The following is a 649-nucleotide window of genomic DNA, read 5'->3' as shown; positions in this document are numbered from 1 at the left end:
TTGTTTTTCTTTAAATTCATTTGGATTAACTATTGCATCTAATACATTTAAATTTAAATCTAATCCATATTCTCCTACCCTTGCACTTACTCCCGACGTGCCTACTTTAAGTCCATAATCTATATTACGATTATTTTCTTTCTCTTCTTTTAAAGTAATTCTTTCTATTTCTAGTTTAGATAAGTCTATATCTCTTTTATGTACCTTCTCTTCTCTCTTATCTACAAACTCTAATTCTCCATTTCCTCCTGTAGGTGTGCCAGTAAAAGCTATAGAAACATCAAAGCCTAGTCCTACTTTGTTTCTAGTCTTTTCATCTTTTACTTCTTCTACATTTAGATTCTTAATACTTCCTTCTATAGTACTATCTTTTGTCTTTAATCCTCTTATACTTACATTATCTACATTATTATATACTTCTTTTGTGTTTTCTAATATATTTAAAGCATTTTCTTTACTTTCTTGTAATTCATATGAGACCTTTGCACCTACATTTATACTACCAGGGGATACCTTCATCTCCATAGTATCTAATCCTGCACTTACTCCTAAACTTACTGAAGCATCTATTATCTCTTTTTTACTCTCTGCTCTCAATACATCTTTTCTAACACTTTCAACATTATTATACAATACATTACTATCTTTT

1 protein-coding gene is annotated in these 649 nt (G+C 29.3%); it reads right to left on the bottom strand.

The window, feature by feature from the left end; translation table 11 throughout:
- Positions 1-649 (bottom strand): hypothetical protein (locus AYC60_RS09180; protein WP_197417010.1); only part of this gene is annotated, 649 nt, incomplete at both ends.

The sequence above is a fragment of the Streptobacillus felis genome, assembly GCF_001559775.1.
Lineage (GTDB): Bacteria > Fusobacteriota > Fusobacteriia > Fusobacteriales > Leptotrichiaceae > Streptobacillus > Streptobacillus felis.
The sequence above is the reverse complement of the archived record's forward strand: the minus strand, read 5'-3'. Positions and strand labels throughout refer to the sequence as shown.